This window comes from Pediococcus cellicola (assembly GCF_001438655.1).
Lineage (GTDB): Bacteria > Bacillota > Bacilli > Lactobacillales > Lactobacillaceae > Pediococcus > Pediococcus cellicola.
The window spans coordinates 215747-235808 of the sequence record NZ_JQBR01000002.1 but is presented as its reverse complement, the minus strand read 5'-3'; the positions used below and the strand labels follow the sequence as shown (position 1 = coordinate 235808).

Annotated in this window: 20 protein-coding genes and 1 riboswitch; of the genes, 8 read left to right on the top strand and 12 right to left on the bottom strand. The window is 40.7% G+C overall.

The features are described 5' to 3' along the window. Positions 1–10: 10 nt before the first annotated feature. A riboswitch (TPP riboswitch) is annotated at positions 11–121 on the bottom strand. 328 nt (positions 122–449) lie between these two features. The 3 genes from IV80_RS02980 (at position 450) to pta (ending at position 3583) form a co-directional block, all read left to right on the top strand. Further along, positions 450–1160, top strand: a complete 711-nt coding sequence (locus tag IV80_RS02980; RefSeq protein ID WP_057749307.1) for a glucosamine-6-phosphate deaminase — start codon at positions 450–452, stop codon at positions 1158–1160. 216 nt (positions 1161–1376) lie between these two features. Next, complete coding sequence (locus IV80_RS02975; protein ID WP_057749304.1) at positions 1377–2573, top strand: acetate/propionate family kinase; 1197 nt, start codon at positions 1377–1379, stop codon at positions 2571–2573. A 35-nt stretch (positions 2574–2608) separates the two neighbouring features. Then, a complete protein-coding gene (pta, locus tag IV80_RS02970) occupies positions 2609–3583 on the top strand; it encodes a phosphate acetyltransferase (RefSeq protein ID WP_057749301.1) in 975 nt (324 codons plus the stop codon). Positions 3584–4547: 964 nt separating this feature from the next. Here the strand turns inward: pta and IV80_RS02950 are convergent. Continuing rightward, positions 4548–5000 (bottom strand): Fur family transcriptional regulator, encoded by a 453-nt coding sequence (locus IV80_RS02950; protein WP_057749288.1) that lies wholly within the window; start codon positions 4998–5000, stop codon positions 4548–4550. A gap of 186 nt (positions 5001–5186) precedes the next feature. Between IV80_RS02950 and IV80_RS02945 the strand changes: the two genes are divergently transcribed. Together IV80_RS02945 and IV80_RS02940 are read left to right on the top strand one after the other, a co-directional pair. Beyond that, positions 5187–6602 carry an MFS transporter gene (locus IV80_RS02945; protein WP_057749285.1) on the top strand — a complete coding sequence of 472 codons (1416 nt, stop codon included), beginning with the start codon at positions 5187–5189 and terminating at the stop codon, positions 6600–6602. A gap of 111 nt (positions 6603–6713) precedes the next feature. After that, positions 6714–7607, top strand: coding sequence for a YihY/virulence factor BrkB family protein (locus IV80_RS02940; protein ID WP_057749282.1), 894 nt, complete (start codon positions 6714–6716; stop codon positions 7605–7607). A 57-nt stretch (positions 7608–7664) separates the two neighbouring features. Here the strand turns inward: IV80_RS02940 and IV80_RS02935 are convergent, their stop codons facing one another. Both IV80_RS02935 and IV80_RS02930 read right to left on the bottom strand, forming a co-directional pair. After that, complete coding sequence (locus IV80_RS02935; RefSeq protein WP_057749279.1) at positions 7665–8633, bottom strand: GMP reductase; 969 nt, start codon at positions 8631–8633, stop codon at positions 7665–7667. Between the two features lie 46 nt (positions 8634–8679). Continuing rightward, positions 8680–9969, bottom strand: coding sequence for an adenylosuccinate synthase (locus tag IV80_RS02930; RefSeq protein WP_057749276.1), 1290 nt, complete (start codon positions 9967–9969; stop codon positions 8680–8682). 241 nt (positions 9970–10210) lie between these two features. On the opposite strand from IV80_RS02930, the gene purB reads away from it, so the two are divergent. Beyond that, positions 10211–11506 (top strand): adenylosuccinate lyase, encoded by a 1296-nt coding sequence (gene purB / locus IV80_RS02925; protein WP_057749272.1) that lies wholly within the window; start codon positions 10211–10213, stop codon positions 11504–11506. Here the strand turns inward: purB and IV80_RS02920 are convergent. The 3 genes from IV80_RS02920 to IV80_RS02910 all read right to left on the bottom strand — a co-directional run bounded on the left by IV80_RS02920 (position 11503) and on the right by IV80_RS02910 (position 13744). Next, complete coding sequence (locus tag IV80_RS02920; protein ID WP_057749269.1) at positions 11503–12726, bottom strand: MFS transporter; 1224 nt, start codon at positions 12724–12726, stop codon at positions 11503–11505. The two genes, purB and IV80_RS02920, sit on opposite strands and share 4 nt — an antisense overlap. A 107-nt stretch (positions 12727–12833) precedes the next feature. Then, positions 12834–13193, bottom strand: a complete 360-nt coding sequence (locus IV80_RS02915; protein WP_057749267.1) for a type II toxin-antitoxin system HicB family antitoxin — start codon at positions 13191–13193, stop codon at positions 12834–12836. 89 nt (positions 13194–13282) lie between these two features. Beyond that, positions 13283–13744 carry an ASCH domain-containing protein gene (locus tag IV80_RS02910; protein ID WP_057749264.1) on the bottom strand — a complete coding sequence of 154 codons (462 nt, stop codon included), beginning with the start codon at positions 13742–13744 and terminating at the stop codon, positions 13283–13285. Positions 13745–14011: 267 nt separating this feature from the next. Between IV80_RS02910 and IV80_RS02905 the strand changes: the two genes are divergently transcribed. Further along, on the top strand, positions 14012–14269 hold the full coding sequence (locus tag IV80_RS02905; protein WP_057749261.1) for a hypothetical protein: 258 nt from the start codon (positions 14012–14014) through the stop codon (positions 14267–14269). Positions 14270–14428: 159 nt separating this feature from the next. Here IV80_RS02905 and IV80_RS02900 read toward each other — a convergent pair whose 3' ends face one another. The 3 genes from IV80_RS02900 to IV80_RS02890 all read right to left on the bottom strand — a co-directional run bounded on the left by IV80_RS02900 (position 14429) and on the right by IV80_RS02890 (position 16771). After that, positions 14429–15208 (bottom strand): tyrosine-protein phosphatase, encoded by a 780-nt coding sequence (locus IV80_RS02900; RefSeq protein ID WP_057749258.1) that lies wholly within the window; start codon positions 15206–15208, stop codon positions 14429–14431. Between the two features lie 11 nt (positions 15209–15219). After that, entirely contained in the window at positions 15220–15990 is a 771-nt protein-coding gene (locus tag IV80_RS02895; protein ID WP_057749255.1) for a tyrosine-protein phosphatase, read from the bottom strand. 298 nt (positions 15991–16288) lie between these two features. Then, on the bottom strand, positions 16289–16771 hold the full coding sequence (locus IV80_RS02890; protein ID WP_057749252.1) for a TspO/MBR family protein: 483 nt from the start codon (positions 16769–16771) through the stop codon (positions 16289–16291). Between the two features lie 232 nt (positions 16772–17003). Here IV80_RS02890 and IV80_RS02885 point away from each other — a divergent pair, with 232 nt between their 5' ends. Further along, complete coding sequence (locus IV80_RS02885; RefSeq protein ID WP_057749249.1) at positions 17004–17414, top strand: Spx/MgsR family RNA polymerase-binding regulatory protein; 411 nt, start codon at positions 17004–17006, stop codon at positions 17412–17414. Between the two features lie 52 nt (positions 17415–17466). Here the strand turns inward: IV80_RS02885 and IV80_RS02880 are convergent, their stop codons facing one another. From IV80_RS02880 to IV80_RS02870, 3 genes are all read right to left on the bottom strand, one after another. Next, on the bottom strand, positions 17467–18411 hold the full coding sequence (locus IV80_RS02880) for an alpha/beta hydrolase (protein ID WP_057749246.1): 945 nt from the start codon (positions 18409–18411) through the stop codon (positions 17467–17469). Between the two features lie 27 nt (positions 18412–18438). Further along, positions 18439–19230 (bottom strand): tyrosine-protein phosphatase, encoded by a 792-nt coding sequence (locus tag IV80_RS02875; protein ID WP_057749243.1) that lies wholly within the window; start codon positions 19228–19230, stop codon positions 18439–18441. 87 nt (positions 19231–19317) lie between these two features. Next, the gene (locus tag IV80_RS02870) at positions 19318–19974 is read right to left on the bottom strand and encodes a YczE/YyaS/YitT family protein (protein ID WP_057749240.1); all 657 of its coding nucleotides are present in this window, start codon (positions 19972–19974) and stop codon (positions 19318–19320) included. Between the last annotated feature and the right edge of the window lie 88 nt (positions 19975–20062).

Here is a 20062-nt window from a genome sequence, read left to right as displayed (position 1 = left end):
ATCTTATGATCACGTAAAGATTACAACTTCCTGCGCTGGCATTATCCATATCAGGTTCGAGGGTCAAAAACCACTAGTTTTTATCTCAGCCGGATTGGATCCAGCACCCCTGTATTCAAATATGAGTTTAGTATAACTAGAAAAATTGAAATGAGCAACTCATAGCCTTCGGGGGTGTGATGTTAGATTTCGTGCCATAACAAGGTCATTAAAGAGCCGAAAGATTGAATAAAGGAACTTTTTGGTCTATACCCTTGCAATTTAAACGCGGAGATTATATAATTGGGCTATACCAATATGAATTGGATTTTGTGATTGTAAAACGGCATTAAGAACAGTAGGAAGCTAGCATAAGTTGCCGGTTTTTGGCTCGGTTCGACTGGACATTTCGTGTGGTAGTTGAAGTTTACAATTACAAAATGACATCAAAAACAAAAAGGAGATTAGTCATGAAAATTATCGTTGTAAAAAATGAGGTTGAAGGCGGCCAAGAAGGTTTCAAAATTTTCGAGAATGCAAAGAAAAATGGGGCACATGTTTTTGGCTTAGCAACTGGAAGCACACCAATTACAACCTATAACGACATTATTGCCAGTGATCTAGATTTTAGTGATTCTATTTCAATCAATTTGGATGAATACATCGGATTATCAGCTGATAATGACCAAAGTTATAATTACTTTATGCATGAACATTTGTTTAACAAAAAGCCGTTCAAAAAATCTTATTTACCAAATGGTTTAGCTAAGGATATTGAAGCTGAAGCCAAACGTTATGATAAGGTTATTGAAGACAATCCAATTGATTTACAAATTTTGGGTCTAGGTCGTAACGGCCACATTGGCTTTAATGAACCAGGCACACCACGTAATATTGGCACACACCGAGTATCACTTACACAATCGACTATCGATGCCAACGCACGTTTCTTCGCTAACGAGGACGATGTGCCTAAGGAAGCTTTGTCAATGGGATTAGCTTCAATTATGAAGTCAAAACACATTTTGCTTGAAGCTTATGGTGCTGAAAAAGCTGATGCAGTTAAAGGGATGATTGAAGGTCCAGATACCCCAGACTTACCAGCAAGTATCTTACAACAGCATGCAAATGTCACCGTTATTCTGGATGAAGCAGCTGCAAGCAAGTTAACAAACAAATAAAATTTAACTATTTCCAAGAGATTTATTCTATATGAATTTACGTTATGTAGAACAAATCTCTTTTTTTATGGGCATATGTATTGAGTTTTCTTATTTAAAACAATAAGGTATAATTTATGTGAATGTGCGTTGAGAATTTAGTCTGAACGCGGTAAAGTGAGATTGTGATCAAGATTCAATTGCAGGCATAAAGAATAAGAGTGGGGCTTAATAATTATGGAAAAAACACTTGCGATTAATGCAGGAAGTTCATCATTTAAATTCAAACTGTTTGAAATGCCAAGTGAAAAAGTTTTGGCGAGTGGACAGGTGGACCGAATTGGTATTGATGGGTCTACGTTTACAATTATTTATGGAGATCAGCAAAATATTCGAATTGAAAAGCCAGTAAAAAACCATGAAGTGGCGATAAATATCGTGTTAAATGCGTTGATTGACCTAAAGATCATCAGAAGTTATGACGAGATCACGGGTGTCGGACATCGTGTGGTTGCTGGTGGTGAGATCTTTAAGGGCTCTGTCAAGATTACGGAGAAAGTGATTCAACAAATCGAAAGTTTGTCAGAGTACGCTCCACTGCACAATCCAGCAAATGTGGTGGGCATACGCGCTATGCAAAAAGTACTGCCCAATGTAATTAATGTGGCGGTATTCGATACTTCATTTCACGAGACGTTACCACCGAAAAATTATTTGTATAGTATTCCTTATGAATATTACACCCAATATGGGGCACGAAAGTATGGCGCTCACGGGACAAGCCATCAATCAGTAGCGTTAGATGCTGCTAAACTACTTGGAAAGCCTTTAAGCGCTTTGAAAATGATCACCTTGCATTTGGGAGCTGGCTCCTCCATTGACGCCATTTTAAATGGACAATCTTATGATACGTCGATGGGCTTTACGCCGGTTTCTGGCATCACAATGGCGACTCGCTCGGGAGATATCGATGTTTCTTTAGTGAATTATTTGATGGAAAAGTTAAAGATTACTAATTTTGCCGATATGATCAAAATTTTGAATACTAAGTCTGGATTGTTGGGAATCTCTGGAATCTCTTCAGATATGCGTGATGTTTTGGAAGCTCGGCATAAAAGTCGCCGTGCGGAATTAGCTGTCGAAATCTTTGTCAATAATATTGTGAAATATATTGGGGCTTATATCGCAGAAATGCATGGTATTGATGCGTTAGTCTTTACGGCAGGAATCGGTGAAAACGGCATGCTGGTTCGGAAAATGATCGTGGACGAATTAGATTACTTTGGACTCAAGATTGATGACGAAAAAAATCAGGTGCAAGGTGAGTTACGAGATATTAGTGCTGCAGATTCCAAAGCTAAAGTTTTGGTTGTACCAACTAACGAAGAGTTGGCAATTGCGCGTGAAGTTGAACGTTTTAAGAATGAAGAATAATAAGCAATCACAGAGTTAGCAGGGAGGAATTCATGATGGATTTATTTGACAATTTAAAGGCAAAAATTAAAGGCTTAAAGCGGACGGTTGTTTTTCCTGAAGGTGAGGAGCCTCGGATTTATGCCGCTGCATCACGGTTAGCACAACAAGATTTAGTAAAACCAGTGTTACTTGGTAAAGTAGCTACAATTCAAGAAAAAGCAGCTAAAGATGATGTGGATTTGGCACATGTGGAGATCATCGATCCAGATATGTATCCTGAAAATGATAAGCAAGCTATGGTTGAGGCTTTGGTGGCACGCCGCAAGGGCAAAAACTCGGTTGAAGAAGTCCAAAAGATGCTGACAGATGTGAATTACTTTGGGACGATGTTAGTGTATTTGCATAAGGCGGATGCCATGGTTTCTGGCGCGGTACATGCAACGGGTGATACGGTTCGTCCGGCTCTTCAGATTATTAAAACCAAGCCGGGTGTGAAGCGAATTAGTGGTGCATTTGTGATGCAGCGTAATCATGAGCGTTATATCTTTGCAGATACGGCTATTAATATTGATCCGGATGCAGCTACATTGGCGGAAGTTGCGGTGGAAAGCGCGCATACGGCAGAGATCTTTGATATTGATCCGAAGATTGCGATGTTGAGCTTTTCTACAAAGGGTTCTGCAAAGGGCGATATGGTGACAAAGGTGCAGGAGGCGACGAAGCTGGCGCAGGAGAAGGCACCGGAGTTGGAAATTGATGGTGAGTTGCAGTTTGATGCGGCGTTCGTACCGGATGTAGGGGCAAGTAAGGCACCGGGTTCGAAGGTGGCAGGGCATGCAACGGTGTTTGTGTTCCCAGAGTTGCAGTCAGGAAATATTGGGTATAAGATTGCGCAGCGATTGGGTCATTTTGAGGCGATTGGGCCGATATTGCAGGGATTGAATGCGCCGGTGTCGGATTTGTCGCGAGGAGCGAGTGAAGAAGACGTGTACAAGGTGGCAATTATGACGGCGGCGCAGGTAAGGTAGAGTGCGCGAGGCAAAACGGTAAAAGGCGGAAAATAAGCATGATGGAGGCGGGATGACCATCCCGCGGGAATCGTGCTTATTTTCCGCCTTTTGTTTTGCCGAGCGGTCCTAGGGCTTAGCGGAAAAAAGCAGGGGGAAAAGTGATGGAGGCGGGATCGTGATCCCGTGGGAGTTGTGCTTAATTTCCGCCTTTTGTTTTGCCGAGCGGTCCTAAAAAAAGAAGTGAACGGAGCAAATCGGTTAGTAAGCGGAAATTAAGCGTGGCGGAGGCGGGATGGCGATCCCGCATGAAGCCACGTTTAAATGCCGCTTACTGATTTGCGGAGTTGTCCTGAGGAAAGTGAACAAACACAGGTAGTTTTAGGTGTGGCCGGAGGCGGGATGGCAATCCCGCATGGAGCCGCGTTTAAATGCCGTTTACTGATTTGCGGAGTTGTCCTGAGGAAAGTGAACAGATACAGGGAGTTTCAGGTGTGGCCGGAGGCGGGATGGCGATCCCGCATGAAGCCACGTTTAAATGCCGCTTACTGATTTGCGGAGTTGTCCTGAGGAAAGTGAACAAACACAGGTAGTTTTAGGTGTGGCCGGAGGCGGGATGGCAATCCCGCATGGAGCCGCGTTTAAATGCCGTTTACTGATTTGCGGAGTTGTCCTGAGGAAAGTGAACAGATACAGGGAGTTTCAGGTGTGGCCGGAGGCGGGATGGCGATCCCGCATGGAGCCACGTTTAAATGCCGCTTACTGATTTGCGGAGTTGTCCTGAGGAAAGTGAACAAATACAGGTAGTTTCAGGTGTGGTCAGAGGCGGGATGGCAATCCCGCATGGAGCCACGTTTAAATGCCGCTTACTGATTTGCGGAGTTGTCCTGAGGATGGTTACTGCAAAAATAATGGCGTGTCGTGAAAGCCATGGTTTGCAGTTTACAAAAAAGCATTCAAATTGATGACAAAATTTGAATGCTTTTTATGATTTTGAATTTAGTTTTTTCTGACATTGTGGACATAAACCGTAAACTTCGATGTGATTTCCAGTAATTTGATATCCCGTTTGATCAGCAGCTTCTTTTTCCAATTGTTGTGCAACTTTAGGAAAGTCAGGATAAAAGACATCTGCAATGCGGCCACAATTGGTACAAATGGCATGATAATGAGGTTTGTTGTAATAATCATAATGTACGCCATCTTCTCCATTGGCTAGTTCGATGACGATTCCTAAATCGACAAACAATTTTAAGGTGTTGTAAATGGTTGCCAGACTCATATTGGGTGTTTGTTGATCTAAAGCTTCGTGAATGGTCTCCACGGTAGGGTGGTTGTGATGAGTCACTAAGTAGGTCAAAATTGTGCGACGTTGCGGCGTCATACGCACGTGTCGGCGTTGTAATTCTGTAAAAGCTTCGTCAACTTCACTGCCCATAGTTGGTCCTTCTTTCGTTTAGTAAGTATACTTATTTAATCACTTTTTTTAGATTACTTCAACTTGAATTCATGCACTTTGATGAATAATTGACATGTGTAGTTTACATCAGACTAAATATGAAATACAATTAAATCGATTTAAAATGATTCTAACTTAGGCATAGGTTAGTTGGGAGTGATTTCTTTGGAGGAACAAGTAAGTCGGTTTAAAGGCAATCAAAAGTTACGCAACTGGTTTGTGGCAATTTTGTTGGCAGGCACATTTACGATGTCAATCAGTCAGTCTTCACTGTCAACCGCGTATCCAACCTTGATGCGGTACTTTGGAGTGTCAGCGACTACCATTCAATGGTTGACCACTGGATTTATGTTAATTATGTGTATTATGATGCCAATCAGTCCGTGGCTGCTAAACAACGTGCCGTTTAAACGTTTATTTCAAGCCGTTTTATTACTATTTGATGTGGGCACATTAATTATTTTGGTGGCACCTAGCTTTCCAATTATGATGTTGGGAAGAATTTTAGAAGCTGTTGGAGTGGGGATCTTATTCCCTGCGTATCAAAGTGTCATGCTGACCATTACACCTGCTGAATCGCGTGGTGCGACAATGGGTGTGGCTGGTTTGGTAATGGGGTCGGCTTTAGCAATTGGCCCAATCATTTCAGGAATTGTTTTGAAATTTACCACTTGGCAAGGATTGTTTGTCGTTTTCGCGCTTATTATTACGCTTGTGTTCGCCTTGTCGTTTCGATTCATTTCTAATGTGATGACTTTAAAGCCAACGCAATTGGATTTTATATCGGTTATCAGTTCAGTTGGTTTGATTGGGTTATTATTTGTGATTAATCAGCTGGGGAAACCGGGTGTTAACTGGCCAGCCCAGTTTGGACTATTGGCAGTGAGCTTACTCATGTTGGTATATTTTGTTTATCGTCAATTTCATACCACGAAACCGATGCTTGAGTTACGTGTCCTTAAAACATTTAATTATGATCTAGCTGTTTTATTGACAGGTTTTTCTTACATTGCATTGATTGTGACCACGATTATTTTTCCGCTTTATTACCAAGGTGTCCTGCATTTATCACCCTTTGCTTCTGGAATGGCATTAGTGCCGGGGGCGGTGCTACTTAGCTTATTAAACCCTGTGACAGGAAAACTAGCTGATCGGATCGGTTTTAAGCGCGTCCTTTTAATCGGAATGGGCATGATCACAATGGGATGGGGAATTCTTTTTGTATGTTCCAGGTCGCTAAATTTAATTGCGATGATGGGAATTGCTATGCTAATTGAAGGCGGAAATGCTTTTGTAATGATGCCGGCCACCACTTTAGGTGCTAATTCATTAGCCGATAATTTGATTGCCCATGGAACGGCAGTAATCACAACGGTTCGCCAGATATTAGGGTCCCTAGGTGTCGCCATTGCCACCATTATTTTAACAACGGTCACTCAAAATCAAGTGGTAAAAGGCTATCGGCATCAAGTAGCCACACAAACGGGATATCGAGCCGTCTTTTTCACCTTTTTCTTGGTTGCAATTTTTGGGTTAGTCATGGCTGTTTTAATTAAAAATACTAAAAAGACAACTAAATAATCAAATTTATAAAATAAAAAGTGTATGCAAACCGTTACATTAATAAAATGGACCGCTGGGTAACTGAAATGTTGTATACTGTTTAAGTTAACTAAAAATGAGGTATATCACATGACTTTGCAGAGATTTGGTCATAAATGTCGAACATTTTGGCAAGGATTTATGCTGCGATTTAACCGAGCTGACGCAGCAAATAATGCAATTGTTTTGGCATTTTATACATTATTAGCAATGTTTCCAGCTATAATTTTTATTGGTAATTTATTGCCATTATTTCATATTGATGTCACAACCGTCTTGGAATATATCGAAACGGTCGTGCCTAGTACCATTTACCAAATAACCCAGCCGATTGTCAAAGACTTTTTGGAAAAGGGTAACGGTGAGTTGATGTCGTTTGGGGCAATTCTGATGTTATGGTCTGCAAGTCAGGCCGTAGCTGCCTTTCAACGATCCATTAATCGTGCTTATGGGGTTGCTAAATTTCAGAATCCTATCATTAATCGTGTCGTTTCTTTTTTTCTGACTGTCTTTTTTGTCATTCTGATCAGTATCATGATGTTGTTTTTTAGTTTTGGACAAACGATTGTCGCTTATCTCACGCCAATACTAAAGTTACCACATAGCCTTTTTCATTTTGTAGGTAACGTAAAATTACCTTCGGCGTTGATTGTTATTTTTCTAAGTTTGGCAATTTTATATTATGTCGTCCCCAATGCGCGGATTAAATTTAAATACGTGCTTTTAGGCGCTGCGGCGGCCACGCTTGGCCTGATGGGGATTTCGCAGTTTTTTACCATGTATTTGCGTTATTTTGCCCATTCTATTAATAGTTATAAAACATTGGGAACTTTCATTGCACTGATGTTTTGGTTAGATTTTTCAGCGCTTGTGATTATGATTGGCGGCGTTATTAATGCGACTTGCCAGGAATTAAAACTGGGGAATTTAGAAGATACTACCCAAAAGTGGGAAAAACGATTTAAAAAGCGGTTTAAAAAATAAAAATACCGACCTTCAAAAGTTAGATTTTTGCTCTGACTTCTGAAGGTCGGTTTCTTTTTAGTTAAAATCATTGACGCCATGCAAGATCACATAGTCTACTTTGCGGATAGCATCTAAGGAACGCCCACCTGCGTAAGAGATAGAAGATTGGAGATCCTGATGAATCTCCTCTAAGGTGTCTTTAATATGACCACGATAAGGGACTAACATTTGGCGACCTTCTACATTCTTATGCTGACCTTTTTGGGTTTCTGATGCGGATCCGTAGTACTGCTTGTAATTCTTACCATCGATTGTAATCAAATTGCCAGGAGACTCTTGATGTCCGGCCATTAAGGAACCAATCATGACCATTGTCGCGCCAAAACGAACAGATTTTGCGATATCACCGTTCGTCCGGATGCCACCATCAGCAATGATGGGCTTACTGGCTGCTTTGGCACACCAACGAATTGCAGCTAACTGCCAGCCACCAGTCCCAAAACCAGTTTTTAGTTTCGTAATGCAGGCTTTTCCGGGGCCGATGCCAACTTTAGTTGCATCAGCACCAGCATTTTCTAACTCACGAACGGCCTCAGGTGTTCCCACGTTACCAGCGATGACAAAAGCTGTGGGAAGCAGTTTTTTGATATGTTGGATCATGGCAATAACACTGTTAGCATGCCCATGTGCAATATCGATCGTGATAAATTCAGGAGTCAACTTTTGGTCAGCTAATTGAGAAATGAAATCAAATTCTTCTGCTTTGACGCCTACACTGATCGAAGCAATGAGCTTTTGGGCGTGCATTTTCTGAATAAAAGGAAGTCTTGTTTCTGGCTCAAAACGATGCATGACGTAAAAATAACCGTGTTTTGCTAACCAAATAGATAGCTCTTCGTTGATGACTGTAGCCATATTTGCAGGAACAACCGGAATTTTAAACGTATAGTTACCAAGTTTGGTGGTCGTGTCTGCTTCAGAACGGCTGTCAATAATACATTTGTTTGGAACTAATTGAACGTCTTCGTAATCAAAAACTCTCATATTTTTCGGACCTTTCTATATTCAGAAGTCTTCTTACACTGGCAAATTAGGCGTTCCAAGTGTTGACTAGCACATTGGTTTGCTCACGATCAGGACCCACGGAAAATGTAGATAGTGGGATACCTACTAATTCGCTGACCCGCTTAAGATATTGACGGGCATTTTCAGGTAACGCTTCAAGTGTTTTGCAACCCGTAATGTCTTCGGTCCAACCCGGAAGTTCTTCATAAATGGGTTGGCAATTCTCTATATCTTTTTCTGAGGCGGGGTAATGCGTGATTGTTTCATTGTGCAATTGATAAGCTGTACAGATTTTGATGGTTTTTAGACCAGTCAACACATCCAGACAGTTTAAACATAAGCTAGTTAAGCCACTGACCCTTGTCGCATGTCGCAGTACAACAGTATCAAGCCACCCAATTCGACGAGGACGTTTTGTAACTGTGCCATATTCATGTCCCGTTTCACGAATTAAATCGCCAATTTCATTTAATTGTTCTGTCGGGAATGGACCATCTCCGACGCGAGAGGTATAAGCTTTGCAGACACCAACCACGTGATTAATACGCCAAGGACCAATACCAGATCCCACGGCTGCCCCGCCTGCAATGGGGTTCGACGAGGTGACGTATGGATAGGTACCGTGATCGTAATCTAGCATCACGCCTTGCGAGCCTTCGAATAAAACTTGGGCATCTTGGTCTAAAGCTTCGTTAATGAGTACAGAAGTGTCTGTGACCCGGTCCTTAATTTCTTGACCAAATTGATAATAAGATTCGAAAATATCTTCGAATTTCATAGGTTCTGTTTCATACAATTTCGTAAATAAGTTATTTTTAGCGGTTAAATTAGCTTTTAGCTTGGTTGCAAAAGTATCACGCTCTAATAAATCACAGATGCGGATACCAATTCGTTCGGCCTTGTCCATGTAAGCCGGACCGATGCCCTTGTGCGTAGTACCAATCTTACCAGCGGCTTTGCTTTGCTCTTGTAATTCATCCAAGCGAATATGATAGGGCAAAATAACCTGAGCACGGTCGGAAATACGCAAATTATCGGTTTTGATGCCGTTGCTTTCCAAATAGTGGAGTTCATTGTGTAAAGATTTGGGATTAACCACGACGCCGTTACCAATGACACTTAGACCGTTGCGATTAAAAATGCCAGAAGGAATAAGCTGTAATGCAAACTTTTTTCCATTAAAAACGATTGAATGTCCGGCATTATCGCCACCGGAAAAACGGACGGTCAATTTAGCTTCTCGGCCCAAAAAGTCCGTAATTTTTCCTTTACCTTCATCGCCCCATTGGCTACCAACAACTACAATTGATGACATTTGAATACCCCCGAATAATTTGAATTAAACAACTCAATTAGTGTAACAAGGTTTTGAGATGAATTCAAGCAAAATACGTACATTTACAAAAATAACTTTAAAAATAATACGGAAAATTGAAATTAAAAAGCAAAAATATAACGGTTTATCATCAAAATGTGTAGAATAGACGATAATTGTATGCTATAGTAAATTGTGCTTTTTAAAATTGCTTTTTATTGAAAAGATTGTGAGGACACGAATGTTAGAAAGATATACACGAGATGAGATGGCCAAGGTCTGGAATCTGCATAACCAGTACACATCATGGTTAAAAGTCGAAATTGCTGCTGTAAAAGCATGGGGAAAGTTAGGCAAGATCCCCGCACAAGATGTTGCGAAGATCGCAACTAAAGCTAAATTTGATGAGAACCGAATTGCAGAAATAGAAGCTGTTACCCATCATGATGTCATTGCTTTTACGCGTGACGTTTCTGAATCACTTGGAGAAGAGAAAAAGTGGGTGCACTATGGATTAACTAGTACGGACGTAGTGGATACGGCACAAGGATTGCGGCTAAAACAGGCTAATGATGTGATTCGTAAGGATTTAGAAACTTTTAAAGCCACTTTGGCAGATCAGGCCAAAAAATATAAATATACGGTGATGATGGGAAGAACGCATGGCGTACATGCAGAACCGATGACTTTTGGACTTAAGTTAGCACGTTGGTATTCGGAGATTAAAAGGGATATTGAACGGTTTGAGCATGCTGCCAAAGGTGTGGAAGCTGGAAAAATCAGTGGTGCAGTGGGAACATTTGCCAACGTGGATCCGCAGGTGGAGACATTAGTTTGTGAAGAATTAGGATTACGGCCGCAAGAAATTTCAACCCAAATTTTACCACGTGACTTGCATGCAGAGTATATTGCGGCTTTGGCACTAATTGCAACCAGTATTGAAGAATTTGCTACCGAAATTCGTGGCCTACAAAAGTCGGAGGTCCGTGAAGTTGAGGAACACTTTGCAACTGGACAGAAGGGCTCGTCTGCAATGCCACATAAACGTAATCCTATCGGTTCTGAGAACGTTTCGGGACTGGCGCGTGTAATTAGAGGTCATGTGCAAACGGCGTACGAGGACGTTAATTTATGGCATGAGCGGGACATCTCGCATTCATCCGCGGAACGTATTATTTTACCAGATACTACCATCTTGGTGGATTATATTTTGAACCGAATGAATCGCTTGATTCTTAATTTGACTGTATTTCCAGAACATATGAAGGCTAATATGAAACGCAGTTTTGGTCTCATCTATAGTCAACGAGTGTTGCTAAAGTTGATTGATGCAGGGTTATCACGTGAAGCGGCTTATGATCGGATTCAACCATTGACAGCAAAAGCATGGGATGAAGAAATTCAGTTTAAGCCGTTGGTTGAGTCGGATTCGGTCATCACTAAATTTCTTTCCCAAAAAGAAATAGATGACGCCTTTGATTATCGGTATCATCTAAAGAATGTTGCTTATATTTTTAAGCGAGTTGGTTTGGATTAATTCAGGTCTTTAAGCTTGTCGGAAAGCTGAGGGAGACGTTTGTAAAAGAGTCCAGCAACACCGATTAGTAATAGACCGGTCACAATTAAAATGTAACGAATAGCGATTACATCAGCTAGTGGGCCATAGAACAGCATGGCAATTGGATAGATTCCAGTTGAGACGATTTGGAGAATAGAGAACACACGGCCCATTCTTGTCGGTGACACATTTTCTTGAATCAAAATGTTTGAAGTGGCCTGGATAATGGGCATGCAAATTCCTGAGAAAAACATAAACACTAAGTAAACCCAAAATGGTTCAGACAGTCCCATTACGGCAAAACTAATGCCTGACCCTGCAAATCCTAAGGCGATGAGCCTGATCTTGTGCGGTAATTTTTTATGGATTGTGATGTAAAAGCTCCCTAACAAGGCGCCAATCGTCCATAAAAGTTCATTTAGCGTGAGGCGCCACACGGCTGACCCAAATGTCCTTTTGACATAAAGGGTGGATAACTGTGAAGAAGGCGCAACCAGAACAAAAGCAATTAAGGTAAAAAGCATAAAATTGCGAAGGTATTGATGAGAAAAGGTATAGCGAAGGCCATCCCAAATACCTGTTAAACCTGCAATGCGTGTACGCTTTTGTGGTTTTTGCTGGTGTGCACGGACACCTAACATTAATAAGATTCCAGTAGTCGCCGTAACTAAATCCACAACAAAGACAAAAATAATACCGAGTTGTCCGAGAATAAAACCACTCAAGATGGGTGAAATCAGCAGTAAAATTGAGCTGATGAACTGGTTGAGACCGTTTATTCGGGAGAGCTCTTTTTTTGGTGTGATTTCGGGTAGAAGGGCGTTACCAGCGGGTGTTTGAATACCGGATCCTAAAGAACGAACGGCGGCGATAAGTAATAAGAGCCACAAATCATGAGAAGCAAAAAAATAAATGAGGGCCGTCACAATTGTAAGTAAAGTTACTAGCGAACTGGAAGCGATGATTAACTTTTTGCGACTATATTGATCAGACCAAATTCCTGCCCACAATGAAATGAGAATTTGCGGTAGGGTAGTCGCCATGGTCGCTAACATGATCCAGGTTCCAGATGAAGTTTGGAGTGCTATGTACCATAAAATGGCAAAGTAAACGGCAGATGACCCAAATAGGAAAAAGTTTTGTGCGGCTAAGAAGTAGCCCACATTTACCTTCCAAGAATTTGTATGTATGTTGTGCATATTTGATTTCCCCTTTGTGAAATCAGTGTACCACCAGTAAGGGAGAAAGTCGCTTAAAAGACAAAAAACCTAAGACAACGTTACAAAATTGTCTTAGGTAAAAAGCTTTATACAGTTGTTTTGAATTTTTGATCAAGTGCTTCAGTAAGAACTTGGGAGACATTAATGCCAGATTGCTTTGCCCAATCGTTCAAATATTGCGGAATGGTCACATTACGCCGAATGCGTTTGGTGTTTTTTCCGGAATATTCGTTGATTGGTAACATAATCATGTGTTCGCCTTCCACTAAATGCGTATTTTTCATATCAGAAGGTTCAGGCATCTTTAACTGAGAAGTGATTAACTTTTCTGCTTTTTCGGTAGCTTCAACTAAAGTTTTACCTTCAATGAGCATACCTGGAAAGTCGGGAACGATTAGCTCCACAAGGTCATTACGTACAGAGTAAACAGCTGGATAAATTTTCATACACATTCTCCTTTAATTCGGGGATAGGTTTCTATAATGTGTATTATACATACATCTTTTTAATAAGTAAAATCATATGATATATATAACTAATCTTTGTAAACTAATTTGATGACTTCACAAACAATGGGGTCGTTAGTGGAGAATTGACGATCGAATTGTTTCATTTGTGTGGTGAATTTGGCTTGACTGCGAGCTTGCCAGTCGGCTAGGGTACGGTCACCCTCGGCTTCGTTATAAGCGTGTTCGGCAGAGACCCGCAGAAATGGAATCAATTCAGAAACTACGGTTTCGATGATGCCAACGGGGTGCATGTCGGCATTTAAGAGAACGTAGTAGTCACCGGGTTGTGGAATTTGTTCTCCTTCAGAGGAGTAGTAGGCTAAGGGTTTGGAGGTGGAAATTTTGTCGCCAGCGAGAATTTTGTTGGTGAGTTCAGTGATGGCGGCGGGATCTGATTGTTCGCCAAACCAGCGAGTTTGAAAGGTTTTGTTGGTAAGGTTGTGGGAAGTTGAGAAGGAGTCCCACATGTGTTCAGCACTAGTAGTCATAATGATCATTCCAATCTTTGTGTATTTGATGACTGTAGTGTAGCACGAAGAAGAAAAAAAGTGAACGAAGCAAGTCGGGTAACTCAAGAAAATTAAGCAGGGCGTAGGCGGGATGGCAATCTCGCTGGAGGCCCTGCTTAATTTTCTTGAGTTGACTTGCGGAGTTGTGCTTGACAGTAAACGAAGCATTTTTGATGATTTCCGTTGCTATTTGGGAAATAAGTAAGGTAGTATAGAGGCAAGATTGAATAACGAGGATGTGAGCTTATGCGGGCAAAATATTGGGCTGATTTTGGCATTGGCATAGTGGTAGTCGCTGCATGCGTTGTAGGTTGGTTTACCGGTTATTTTCAAAATAGTAATGATTATTCTGAAATTGAAAAGATGTTAATTTTAGTTCTGGCGTTTAGTGTCTTGTTTGGCTTACGAGTTGATATGAAAGGTGCTAATCGATGGGAAGCTATTTCGGCAGCGTTCCTAGGTGTTGTTTTTTTAATTGCCGTTGTATTGTTAGTATTTCTATAAAAATAAAGGAGGCTGGAAAAACTTTTTCCAGTCTCTTTACTTCTTTAAACTTTAATAGTGGCAATCGGGAAATCGGTTTTCTAGGCCATGCTTGAAGTCAAAGCGCTTTTTCTTCACTTTTAGACTAAATCTTGAAACGATACGGGCCTTTAAATGCACTTATATTGTATACAAGTCCCTTATCTGCTTGAGATCTGCATCTGTTAGCTTCATTGCCTTATGCAAATAGTTTTCTATATTGCCATAGGTATCTTCAATGGCCTTTTTGGCTAACCGCAGGCTTCTCAAATTCACATTTCGAGCCTCATTCATTTTATCTAAAGCTGCATTGTGGGTTGTCGTCGTTGTCACCGGCGTATGTGTGCCAAATAAAACACGGTTAGAGAGTAAATAATCCTCTTCAATGGTGTCTTGGTCGACCCCTAAAGCGCTCAAAACGAGGAAACCGGCCACGCCTGTGCGATCTTTTCCAGCGGCACAATGAAATAAAACAGATTGATTTGGCTGGTCATTAGCTAGCATTGCTTGAAATAGCTTTTTAAAAGCACTTTGCGCGTGTGTATCCAGCACCATTAACTGGTAAGGATCACTTAAGACACTCGGTACCGGCTGACTATCCTTATGAAAAAGCCGTTTTAACCACCGTTTAAACCCGAGCGAAGTGTGTTGTGCAAATGGATAAACGGATGCGGAAATGTGCGTAACGTGGGGCAATTGTGGATCTGGATTACGTGCAATTTCGTAGTCAGAGCGTAAATCTACATCGTAGCGCAAACCATAGTCGGTCAAAAAAAGTTGATCGTCTTTTTTTAATACGGATAAATAGCCAGAGCGCAATAATTTTTGCCACCGAACTGTTTTACCGTCTTTAGTAGGGTAGCCGCCGAGCTCACGAAGATTTAACCCCGATTGAATGGGTAAAATACGATTTTTTTCCATAATTAGCCTCTTTACTGTAAGTAAATACGCCTTAGGTCTGTCAAATCTGCTTCTGATAGATGCATGGCTTGTGCAAAATAATTGGCATAATCGCCGTAATTATCTAAGATAGTTTGTTTTGCGACGTCCAAAGTATCGCCTTGTACTTGTAGGGCGGCATTCATTTGATTGACCATGGTGGCAGCTTTTTTATTTTGCAGGCGGTGCCGTAATTCGTCTTGATCAAAAGTACTATACACAATGTTGGTTAAGACATAATCTTGTTTAATGGTCTCATAAGCCACACCCAAAGCAGTCAAAATTAAGAAACCGGCCACACCTGTACGGTCCTTGCCAGCCGCACAATGGAAAAGGAGTGATTGATTCGGCTTATCATTTGCCAATAAATCTTGAAACATGGTTCGAAAGGCAAGTTGACTTTGAGGGTTCATAATCATTAAGGCATACGGATGTAAATAATCGGTTTCTGCCTGTTCTTCAGGTAGTTTAGGTAAATCTGAATGGTCATTTTGGGCAATTGGATAAACGGGATAAGATCGATAAATTGTCGATTTGGGCAGGCGATCTGTTAACCAGCTGGCTTCGGAAGGAGAACGTAAATCAATGTCGTAATGTAAGCCATATTCAGCCAAATTTTGAACATCTTGATCAGTTAAACGACTCAAATCACCTGAACGTAACAGCTTTTGCCATTTAAGCATGTGACCATCTTTGGTTTGATAGCCGCCCAATTCACGAAAATTAACGCTACCTTCAATTTTTAGTAAGCGCTCACGTTTCATTGTAATCCCTCCAATTGACTTTGGCTTCATTATACCAAAGAAGCGTCTATTCAGTTAAATATCGATTTGCAAAAAAATAACCCGATCATTGCTGATCGGATTATTTTATATAGGGGAGTAGGTTGTTATCATGAAAAACAATGAAATATAGTAACTTTGGAGGAGTATGCTATTTTCATATAGATAAAGGCGTTTAACTTTTATCTATGTTTATAGATTACCTTTTAATTATGAAGAAAGTGTGACGAAAAATTTAAAGCTTTATTAACTCTCTTGAAACCGCATTATAGCGGCTTTTTTAATTGAGAATTGCTACGCCAATTGAAAGGTACGTGGCAAAAAGAATCCAAATTAAGTAAGGCACAAGTAAAAGTGAAGCAGCCTTATTAATTTTGTAATATTGCAAGACGCAGCTTAAAACAACTAAATCTAAGAGCACCACAATCACCACACCTGCCCAGTAATAATTGCCCGCAAAAAACACAATACTCCAGGCGAAGTTTAAGGCTAGCTGAACGGCAAAAAGAATATAACTGGTGACTTTTTCCCCTTTAAATGCAATGGATTGATAAATCAGGTACCCAGAAATTGCAATCAATAAGTAGAGCAATGGCCAAACAATACCGAATAAATAGTCCGGTGGCGCTAAAGGGGGTAACGATAGCGCATTATAAACAGCCTTGATATTACCTGCAAATAACCCGGAAAGGCTTCCTAAGATTTGCACGCCAACAACAAAAAGTAAAAAGGCTTTCCACCTAAATGTGCGTTTAGTTTCCATGACGAATTCCTCCTTAAATCAGGGTTTAGGACTTAACTAAAGTGTACCAACCTGTCTTAGGTAGAAAAAGACAAATGCTCATGAAAGAAGTCTTTTCGTTACCGTTTATGACAAAAATATAACAAGAATAAAACGATTTCAAAAAAGTTATAAAAAAGTATAGACAAAACTAATTGTTTCGTTTATACTTTGACTTATAGTAATGATAAGAAAAACTAAAGGAGTGTTTTACATGGAAAAGATAACAGTTTTGTGGGGTCCAAGTTGTGGTTCAGCAAGAAGAGCATGTCAGTGGTTAGATGAACATCATTTAGACTACGACCGTGTCAATGTGGTTTCTCAAGCAATTTCCTTGCAGACACTAAAAAAAGTTTTATCATTAACCGAATATGGCGCCGAGGAGATTATTTCTGAGCGCTCAAAAGCCTATAAAAAGTTTGGACAAAAATATATAGATTCTTTGACTATTAGTGAACTGCATCGCCTTTTGGTCCGATATCCAAGTTTGATTAAAAAGCCAATTATTTTCACCCATAATAAATTACAAGTGGGGTTCAATGAAGATGAGATTCGGAGTTTTATTCCACGAGAGACCAGACGAGTGTCCTTCGCCGAAATGCTTCGGGTACTCCATGACGCTTAAATACAAAATTTGTGAATAAAAAAGGGGCTGGAAAAAATTCCAGCCTCTTTTGTTAATTTAGATATTTTTTAATAAATTGGGTCACTTTTGCTTTATAAGCAGCTGGATTTATCCAAAAGCTCTCAGCGTGTGACGCATTAGGGACAATCCAAATGTCTTTAGGTTCTGGACAAGCTTCAAAACACTCGTCCACCATATACGTGGGGACATAGACATCTTTTTCACCGTGAATAAATAAAAATGGCCGGGTATTTTTTTTGAGCTGTTTAACGGATGACACATCATCAATGGAAAAGCCTAACCGGTGGTGATTAATGGCATTGATAATGGGAACAAAAATTGTCGGGGATAAATGAAACTGATTCTTAAGTAAATAGGATAATTCGGAGCGTAAATCTGAGTAGCCACAATCTGAAATCATGAGTTTAACCTGTGGCGGCAGCATTTCTCCGCTAGTCATTTGGATAGTTGCGCCACCCATGCTGACCCCAAACATGATGATCTTTGAGTCCTCACCAATATTGTTGACCACATTGTGACTCCATTCCGCGAAATCCTGACGATCGATCCAGCCAAAGTTGATATAGTCCCCCGAACTATTGCCGTGAGCACGGTCATCAGGGAGCAAGACATTATAACCCATGTCGTAAAACATTTTGGCATAGTTCGACATCGTTTCACCGTTACCTTTGTACCCATGGGCGATAATAACAGTCGTTTTTGCGTTGGGATTGGCTGCGGGAATAAAAGTGGCTTCTACACGATTTTCTAAGTCAGACGGATGTAAGGTCCACTGATGGGAGGGAACACTATGAAACCAATTGACGTAGTCATAGTAATCGTCTGCATATTTTTGTTTGTCGGCAGAGGTTTCGGGAACGTAATCCACGCGGCGAAAAGCGTAATCATATAATCTAGCGCTGATAGCCGTAATGCCGGAAATACCAAGCACAGCAGGTGCGACAATGCCTAATCCAATGAGATTTTTTCTTTTCATAAAGTTGTGCCTCCTGTATCAAAAACGTTATTCAAGATAGATGTGTTGTAAATCGCGAATGTCACTATCGGAGAGACTCAAGTACTCGTGCAAGTAATTGGGCATATCACCGGAAACCTTTTGAATCTGGTCCATAGCGGTATTATAAAATGAGATTTGAACGCTCTGTAAATCACGCATACTTTGAATGAATGCAGAGGAAGCGTTTTTTAGTTTCAAAGTTTTGACGAGATCATCCAAGGCTGGTTTAGTCACCTTATTGGTCAAGAGATAGTCAGCTTTGATGGTATCTTCGTTGACTCCTAAAGCACTTAAGAAGAAAACGGCGCCCATTCCGGTTCGGTCTTTTCCTGCGGTACAGTGGAAAAGAAGCGTGCTGTCCGGATGATCATTTTCAAGTAATACATCAAAAAATTTTCTGTAAGCTTTTTGTGAGTGAGGGTTGGTAATAATATCTTGGTAGGCACGCTGCATTTGCTGACGTCCAGAAGTAGGGTCATTTTCCATTTTCCGTTGTAAACGATCCGTTTGTTTCGAATTTTGAGTTTCGTCGGTCGAAAAGACGGGGATGAATAAATATTTTGTTTGTTCAGGAATACGATCTGGGGCTTGGGATTTTTCCTCCGGAGAACGAAAATCGACATCATATTTTAAGCCATACGCGTTTAAAAAATCAATATCTTGATCAGTTAAGTTACCCAATTTTGCAGAACGAATAATTTTATGCCATTTAATCGTTTTTCCGGTCATCGTTTGGTAACCGCCGAGTTCTCTGAAATTGTTGCCCTGCTGTAACTGAAGTACTCGTGATCTCACCATGATAAATCCTCCCGTAATCTTGTTTTTTAGAATTAACCTACATGAAAAATGATAGCACAGTCCGCATGGTCTTCCTAACAAATTTATTTAAATATTAAGATGATGTTTTAACGTTGTGAATACATGCCGGTCCGCCCAACCCGTTACGGCTCCCTGTAGCACAAAGGCAAGAAGTGTCCCAAGGCCAACCGCATAAATATGCCCGGTAACAGTGAAAGTTAACAAGATGAGTGAAATCGCCGGAATATAACTAATCCACTGCGCGGTGGCAGCTTTACCGTGCATGAATTTGAAACGAACGATGTAAGTCAAATCATCGTTGGGATGCAACACAATATTGGCCCGTTGATAGATTGAAACAGCAATGCCAATGCCCACAATGCCAAGTATGTCGGCTAATACTCGGATACCTAATGGTAAATTTAAAAAGCCATGGGTATCTAAGCCATTACTAATACCACCAACCAAATAAGAAAATGGGATCATAAAAACAAGGTTCCCCAACATCCGGTGCCATTCCAGTTGCTTGAGAAGAATGGCATTGGCGATGACGACTGCGATGCCTTCGACGAATAAGACATTGCCAAGCGGGAAGTGAAACCACTCGCTCAGATTTACTGAAGAGGCCGTCCATAAGGCACTTCCACAGTGACTGGCAACAGTTAGGGCATTGGAAAAGGAATTGAGTACAATTGAAATTGCTAAAAATAAAACGCGTTTTTTAAAGTCTGCTTTTTTATCCACGACGAAACTTCTTTCAATAAGCTGTAATAATATGGCTTTATCATAGAATAAGTTAGGGCAGAAACCAAATGTTTTTCATAGGGTCAGC